The organism is Sphingobium sp. ba1 (assembly GCF_000743655.1).
GTDB lineage: Bacteria > Pseudomonadota > Alphaproteobacteria > Sphingomonadales > Sphingomonadaceae > Sphingobium.
In genome coordinates this window covers 19,710-26,016 of sequence record NZ_JPPQ01000083.1, presented here as the reverse complement: position 1 = coordinate 26,016, position 6,307 = coordinate 19,710, and the positions used below count along the sequence as shown (strand labels likewise).

At 63.8% G+C, this 6,307-nt stretch carries 5 protein-coding genes; all 5 read left to right on the top strand.

Features of this window, described 5'->3' with window-relative positions:
• The first annotated feature begins 282 nt into the window (after positions 1 to 282).
• The 5 genes from IL54_RS19435 (at position 283) to IL54_RS19415 (ending at position 6,186) form a co-directional block, all read left to right on the top strand.
• Positions 283 to 1,731: an NAD-dependent succinate-semialdehyde dehydrogenase gene (locus tag IL54_RS19435; protein WP_037479701.1), complete on the top strand. Its 1,449-nt coding sequence runs from the start codon at positions 283 to 285 to the stop codon at positions 1,729 to 1,731.
• 27 nt (positions 1,732 to 1,758) lie between these two features.
• The gene (locus tag IL54_RS19430; protein WP_037479699.1) at positions 1,759 to 2,430 is read left to right on the top strand and encodes an SDR family NAD(P)-dependent oxidoreductase; all 672 of its coding nucleotides are present in this window, start codon (positions 1,759 to 1,761) and stop codon (positions 2,428 to 2,430) included.
• Positions 2,431 to 2,644: 214 nt separating this feature from the next.
• The gene (locus tag IL54_RS19425) at positions 2,645 to 2,905 is read left to right on the top strand and encodes a hypothetical protein (protein ID WP_037479697.1); all 261 of its coding nucleotides are present in this window, start codon (positions 2,645 to 2,647) and stop codon (positions 2,903 to 2,905) included.
• Positions 2,906 to 2,960: 55 nt separating this feature from the next.
• Positions 2,961 to 4,541, top strand: coding sequence for an FAD-dependent oxidoreductase (locus IL54_RS19420; protein ID WP_237748967.1), 1,581 nt, complete (start codon positions 2,961 to 2,963; stop codon positions 4,539 to 4,541).
• Positions 4,542 to 4,620: 79 nt separating this feature from the next.
• Positions 4,621 to 6,186 carry a right-handed parallel beta-helix repeat-containing protein gene (locus tag IL54_RS19415; RefSeq protein ID WP_037479695.1) on the top strand — a complete coding sequence of 522 codons (1,566 nt, stop codon included), beginning with the start codon at positions 4,621 to 4,623 and terminating at the stop codon, positions 6,184 to 6,186.
• The last annotated feature ends 121 nt before the right edge of the window (positions 6,187 to 6,307 follow it).

Sequence of the window (6,307 nt, the reverse complement as noted above, 5' to 3'; positions counted from 1 at the left end):
GCATATTATGATCGGGAGATGCCATGGCTATGATCCGATACTAGGTCGCTAGGTTCGATTCATATCCGAACTGAAAAACAATATAAATAGTCTAATAACAATTGTATACGGCGTATAATTAAACGGGAAAACAGATATAGAAAGTCACAAATAGGATCGCCGTGTCGATCCTTCGGCAGGCGGTCATCCGGTGCGTTGACGCTGGGATGGGTGCCGATCATCTGTGCATCCTGTTGCTGCCGCGCTGCGTTGATGGCGGACACGCTATTTAGAGGTGCCTTCATGACCATTGCCCTTTCCGACCGCGATCTGCTGCGCCAGCAATGTCTGATCGACGGCGCATGGACCGGTTCGCCCAGCATTGCGGTAACCGATCCGGCCACGGGCGAGACGCTCGCGTTCATTCCCGATCTGGGCGTTGCGGAAACGCAGGCGGCGATCGCGGCGGCGGATGCGGCGCTCCCGGCCTGGCGGGCGAAGACGGCGGCCGAACGGTCGCGCATCCTGCGGCGCTGGTTCGACCTGCTGATCACGCATCAGGATGACCTGGCGATGATCCTGACGCGCGAGCAGGGCAAGGCGCTGGCCGAGGCCAAGGGCGAGATCGGCTATGCCGCGAGTTTCATCGAATGGTTCGCCGAAGAGGCCAAGCGCCTCTATGGCGAAGTGATCCCCAGCCACCGCGCAGACAGCCGTATCGTCGTCGTCAAGCAACCGGTCGGCGTCGTCGCCGCGATCACGCCCTGGAACTTCCCGGCAGCGATGATCACGCGCAAGGCGGCGCCTGCGCTGGCGGCGGGCTGTACGATGGTGCTGAAGCCCGCGACCCAGACGCCGTTGACCGCACTGGCGCTGGCGGTGCTGGCGGAATGGGCAGGGGTGCCAGCAGGCGTGTTCAACGTCGTCACCGGATCGTCGCGGGTGATCGGCGGCGAACTGACGGCCAGCCCGCTGGTCCGCAAATTGAGTTTCACCGGATCGACCGAGGTCGGCAAGACGCTGATGGCGCAATGCGCGCCGACGATGAAGAAGCTGTCGATGGAGCTGGGTGGTAACGCGCCCTTCATCGTCTTTGCCGATGCCGACCTGGATGCGGCGGTCGAAGGGGCGATGGCGTCCAAATATCGCAACAGTGGCCAGACCTGCGTATGCGTCAACCGCATCCTGGTGCAGCGAGAGGTTGCGCCCGCGTTCGAACAGAAGCTGACGGCCGCCGTCAAAAAGCTGAAGGTGGGGCCAGGTACGCAGGAGGGCGTCGCCCAAGGACCGCTGATCGACGACAAGGCGGTCCAGAAGGTGGAGGAGCATGTCGCCGATGCGCTGGCCAAGGGCGGGCGCATCGTCACCGGAGGGCATCGCCACGCATTGGGGCGCAGCTTCTACGAGCCCACTGTCGTTGCAGACTGCACTCCCGACATGCTGCTGGCACAGGATGAAACCTTCGGCCCGCTCGCGGCGCTGTTCCTGTTCGATACGGAGGAAGAGGCGGTCGCGCTGGCCAATGATACCGAGGTCGGCCTCGCGGGCTATTTCTATACCCGTGACCTGGCCCGTGTCTGGCGGGTAGCGGAGGCGCTGGAGGTCGGCATGGTCGGCATCAACACCGGGCTGATCTCGACTGAGGTCGCCCCCTTTGGCGGCATCAAGCAATCCGGCATGGGCCGTGAAGGGTCGCGCCATGGCATCGAAGATTATGTCGAGATGAAATATATGTGCATGGCGGGCCTTTAAGGCGTGGATCAGGGAGAGGGCAGGGCAATGACAGGCATAGTGGCGGTAACCGGCGCGGCGGGCGCATTGGGGCGCAAGACGGTCGAGATATTGGGGGCCGCCGGGTGGACGGTCGTGGGCATCGATCTGGGCGAGGTCGCTGCGGACAGCGTTGCGCTGGCGCTCGGCGGGCTCGACCTGACCGATGAAGCGGCGATGGCCGGGGCTGCCGCGCAGATTTCGGCCGAACTGGGCCAGCTCGACGGACTGGTGAATATCGCGGGCGGCTTTGCCTGGGAAACGGTGGCGGACGGCAGCGTCGCGACCTGGGATCGGCTCTATGCGATGAATGTCCGCACGGCGCTGATCGCCAGCCGCGCATTGCTGCCGCTGCTTACTGCGAGCGGAGGGGCGATCGTCAATATCGGCGCGGCGGCGGCCACGAAGGCGGCGGCAGGGATGGGGGCCTATGCCGCGTCCAAGTCCGGCGTCGCCCGGCTGACCGAAGCGCTGGCGGAAGAGGTGAAGGCGCAGGGGGTGCGAGTCAATGCGATCCTGCCCAGCATCCTCGACACCCCGGCCAATCGCGCCGACATGCCCGACGCGGACTTTGGAAACTGGGTAACGCCGACGCAGCTGGCGGGGGTGGCGGCTTTCCTCCTGTCGCCCGCTGCGGACGCGATTACGGGCGCGCTTATCCCCGTGACGGGTCGGGTTTGAGATGCTGGGGCGCTCAATGTGAACCGGAGATGAAAAATATCCAAACCTATCGGATATTTCACCAATATGCGGTGAAAATCTTACACTAAATTCCGTGTTAGTGCGGCGAAAGCCCCTATTTTTCGGCGCTTTTTGGAATTGGCACGCTCCCTGCAATGCTGTCGGCATGATCCACAACGGATCGCCACACATTGTTCAGGGAAAGAGAAACATCATGAAGACCATCGCTTTTGTCGCCGCCATCGCCGCCGCCACTGTCGCCGTTTCGGCTGCTGCCACCCCCGCTTTCGCCCAGCCCACCGGCACCTATGGCCAGGCCAAGGTCCGCTACGACCAGAAGACCGAGCGCTATTGCTTCAAGGAAGTCGTGACCGGATCGCTGATCCCCGTCACCACCTGCCAGTCGAAGGATGAATGGGCGCAGGCTGGCCTCACCATCAGCCACAAGTCGACTGTTCAACTCGCACAGCGCTGAATGTCTCCGGCCCGGCGGCCGCCCGATCCGGCGGCCAGCCATCCTGACGGCGGCAGTGACGGCCCATGAATATGGCGCGCGGGTCGCTCTGTTCGAAAAATCGGACAAGATCGGCGGCACATCGGCCTGGTCCGGTGGGCAAATCTGGATACCCAATCATCCCCATATGGCCAAGGGCCGGACCGACAGCCGGGAAGAGGCGCTGACCTATTTGAGCGCCCTCTCGCATGGCATGATCGATGCGGCGATGGCCGAAACCTTCGTGGATACAGGCGCGGACATGATCCGCTTTCTGGAGACCCGCACGCCGGTCCAATTCTACAGCATTCCCGATTTCCCCGATTATCATTCCGAATTTCCCGGCGCCAAGCGCACCGGCGGGCGGACGCTGGAATGTCCGCCTTTCCCCTATCAGGAACTGGGCGACTGGTCCGACCGGATGGAGGCGTCGCCTTATTATCCCGACTACACCATGACCGTCGGTGAAACGACGCTCGGCCAGCCCGTGCCCCAACCCGCCAGTGCGGAGGTGAAGGCACAGCGGCGCGCGGTCGATGCACGCGGCATGGGGGCGGCATTGGTCGGGCGGTTGATGAAGGCCTGCCTCGACCGGGGCATTGAACCCCAGACCGGCAAGCGCGCGATGGAACTGATCATGGACGGCGCGGCCGTGGCCGGGGTGCGGTTCGAGGATGGCAGCACGGCGCATGCGTCCAATGTCGTGATCGCGACCGGCGGCTTTGAATGGAACAAGGATCTGGTGCGGGCCTTCACCCGTGGGCCGATGACGCATCCGGTGTCGGTGCCGACCAATAGCGGCGATGGCCTGAAAATAGCGATGCGGGTCGGCGCGATGCTGGGCAATATGCGCGAGGCCTGGTGGATGCCGGTGATCGAAGTGCCGACTGACCTCAACAGCATGGGGCGCCAGCTTTTCACCTATGAGCGAACCATGCCCGGCGGGCTGATGGTCAATCGCAAGGGCAAGCGGTTCACCAATGAGGCGTCCAATTACAATGCGTTCGGCGCGGCTTTCCATGAGCAGGATGTCAGCGCCTTCACCTATGCCAACCTGCCCTGCTGGTTCATCTTCAACGCCGCCTTCTATGGCCATTATCCGTTCCTCGTCGGCGGTCTGACCGACAGTTTCGAGGCTGGGGCGACGCCACCGCAATGGGTGCCCGGCGCGCCGACGCTGCGCGCGTTGGCGGAAAGGGTGGGCATTGATCCCGATGGCCTCGAAAAGACGGTGGCCCGGTTCAATCATCATGCCGAACAGGCCGATGATCCCGATTTCCAGCGGGGTGAGGCGAATAACGACCTATGGTGGGGCGACCCGCGCTGGCGCGGGGACAAGCGCGCGACGCTGGGGCCGCTGGGCGATGGACCCTATTATGCGATCGAGGTGAAATCGGGCGCGCTGGGGACCAAGGGCGGTCCGTTGACCGATACGCGCTCGCGCGTCCTCAATGTGGATGGTCAGGTTATCGAGGGGCTGTATTGCGCGGGGAACGCGATGGCATCGCCCATGGGGATGACATATGGCGGCGCCGGGGGAACGCTCGGCCCGGCCATGGTGTTCGGCTATCTGGCGGGCAAGGATGCGGGCGAACGCAGCGGCGGGACGATGGGCTAAGGGCGCGTCGCCAATCGTTCAGCATCGATCTATTCCGGGTCTGCCAGAATGGGAATCAATGCTGTGGGACAGGGGACGCATGCCGCTATTACGGGACGGAAAATTGAAGATCGGCCGCCGATCGGGTGCGCTGATGCTGGCGGCGTGGCTGCTCGCGACGGGTGCAACCGCTGCGCAGGCGGCGACCTATTATATCGACGCCAATCTGGGGCAGGACAGCAATGCCGGGTCTGCCACTGCGCCCTGGCGGTCGCTGGGGCGGATCAAGGCCACGTCCTTGCAACCGGGCGATCATATTCTTCTGGCGGCAGGATCGGTGTGGAAGGAGCCGCTGGTCATCACCCGGTCGGGCCGCAAGGATGCGCCGATCACGGTCGGCCCGACCGGCATGGGCCAGCGCCCGCGCATCGATGCAGGCGGGGTCGCCGCGCATGGCGTCGCCATCCTGAACGCCGAATATGTGCGGATCAGCGGTTTGGAAGTCACCAATGACGGCCCGCCCGCCGGGTCGCGCTTTGGCGTGCTGGTGTCGGCGCAGGACAGCGGGGTGACGCGCGGCATCCGCATCAGCGACATGTATATTCATGACGTGCGCGGCACCAACGACCGCAAGGATAATGGCGGCATCGTCTTCAGCGCGCTCGGCCTCAAGCAACCGACCCGGTTTGAGGATATCCGCATCGAGCGCAACATCGTCTGGCGCGTCGACCGGTCGGGCATTGCCGGGATCAGCGACCAGGTGACGAAGGCGCGCTGGTTCCCCAGCGCCGGGGTAGTGATCCGCGACAATCTGGTCGAGGATGTCGGCGGCGACGGCATCGTCCCGCGCGGCACGGACGGCGCGCTGATCGAGCATAATATCGTGCGCTATGCGGGCAGCCGCGCGCCCGGCTATACCGCCGCGATCTGGCAATGGAGCACCGACCACAGCCTCATTCAGTTCAACGAGGCGGCCTTTACCCGCACCCGCTATGATGGGCAGGGGTTCGATTCCGATTTCAATTCGCGCCGCACGACGATCGCCTATAATTATAGCCATGATAATGCGGGCGGATTTCTGCTCGTCTGTTCGCCCAAGCGTAGCGATCAGGATAATCTGGGCAATCGCGGCACGGTGGCACGCTCCAATGTCAGCCGCAACGATGGCAGCCGGGCGTTCCAGCTGGCGGGGACGGTCGCCGATGTCCTGATCGAGGGCAATGTCGTCCATGTCGGCCCGAAGCAGGACATACAGATGGTGATCGCCACCCAATGGGATGGCTGGGCCAGCGACGTCCGCTTCCGCAACAATGTCTTCGCGGTGGCAGGCACGGTGCGCTACGGCCATGAGGTCGGCCGCAACGGGCCGGATTATTTGATCGAGCCGGGTTTTGGTCCCGCCACCCATATCCGTTTCCAGGGCAACCGCTTTCTCGGCCGCCATATCGACCCGCCGCAGGATGAGAAGGGCGTGATGCAGCCCGACTATGCGCCGCCGGAGGTCGACTGGGCGGTGCCTATGTTCGATCCGGCGAACCCCGATGGCTTTGCCGCCTTCATGGTGCGGCATCGCGGCTGGATGGAACAGATGCTGGCCCGCGAAATGGGCGCACCGGTTGTCCCGTTAGAGCCGATGCAGACATCCTTCGTCGAGGCGCGGCGATAGCGGACAGGCTGGCGTCGCGGGCTGATCCCCCTATAGTCCTGACCATGGACAAAGGGGGGATGAGGCAGCGATGATCCTGAGCGCAGACGCGCTGGCCGCGCTGGCGGCAAGTCACCCGGCG

What these genes read in the sequence shown, in the direction of transcription:
- IL54_RS19435 (WP_037479701.1), top strand. Translation starts at nt 283, where the DNA reads ATGACCATTGCCCTTTCCGACCGCGATCTGCTGCGCCAGCAATGTCTG.
- IL54_RS19430 (WP_037479699.1), top strand. Translation starts at nt 1,759, where the DNA reads ATGACAGGCATAGTGGCGGTAACCGGCGCGGCGGGCGCATTGGGGCGC.
- IL54_RS19425 (WP_037479697.1), top strand. Translation starts at nt 2,645, where the DNA reads ATGAAGACCATCGCTTTTGTCGCCGCCATCGCCGCCGCCACTGTCGCC.
- IL54_RS19415 (WP_037479695.1), top strand. Translation starts at nt 4,621, where the DNA reads ATGCCGCTATTACGGGACGGAAAATTGAAGATCGGCCGCCGATCGGGT.